The organism is Phytoactinopolyspora endophytica, from assembly GCF_004138495.1.
Lineage (GTDB): Bacteria > Actinomycetota > Actinomycetes > Jiangellales > Jiangellaceae > Phytoactinopolyspora > Phytoactinopolyspora endophytica.
This window is the reverse complement of record NZ_ML142850.1, coordinates 402,824-403,473: the sequence shown is the minus strand read 5'-3', so window position 1 is coordinate 403,473 and position 650 is coordinate 402,824. Positions and strand designations below refer to the sequence as shown.

The following is a 650-nucleotide window of genomic DNA, read 5'->3' as shown; positions in this document are numbered from 1 at the left end:
GTGGTCACCGCTGCCGCCGATGACATCCCGTCGCTGGCCCGTGCCGTGGACGACGGCTGGACGGCGGTCTCCGCCGGCCTGGCACCGCAGGGCCTGGTCCGGCGCGGATCGCGCTGGCGTGAGGTGTCGGTACTGGTGGCGGCCGGGCCGGCGGCGCGATGGGCGTGGCTGGGCGCCAGCGTCGTCGTCCTGGGTTTGGCGGCTGCCCTCGGAGCCATGATGCCGCTGACCCCAGGCGGAGAGATCCCGCTGCTCGGCGCCGTAGCGCCGATGGTGCCGATCCTGGGCGTCGCCCTCTCATACGGCTCGGGCCTGGACGATTCCCGGGAGATCATCGCGTCCACGCCGGGTGGAGGTCTCCGGCTGCTCCTGGTCCGCTCGGCTGTCGTGCTGGCGGCCTCGACGGCGGTGGCGGCGGCCGTCGGCGTCGTGTCCGGCTACGGCTCCCCGGTGCCTTGGCTGCTCGCGAGCCTGGCGTTGACCGTCCTGACGCTGGCTCTGGGCTCGGTGGTCGGCGTGCCGAGAGCGGCCGCCGTGACCGCGTTCGGTTGGGCACTCACCGTGGCCGTCGCCGTGCTGGATGCCCCGGCCCGGAACACACCCACACTGCTGACCTCGGAGTCCGCCCCGGTCTGGCTGGCCGTGGCCGC

1 protein-coding gene is annotated in these 650 nt (G+C 74.5%); it reads left to right on the top strand.

Annotated features, from left to right (window positions below):
• Positions 1-650 (top strand): hypothetical protein (locus ELR45_RS34605; RefSeq protein WP_165367490.1); only part of this gene is annotated, 650 nt, incomplete at both ends.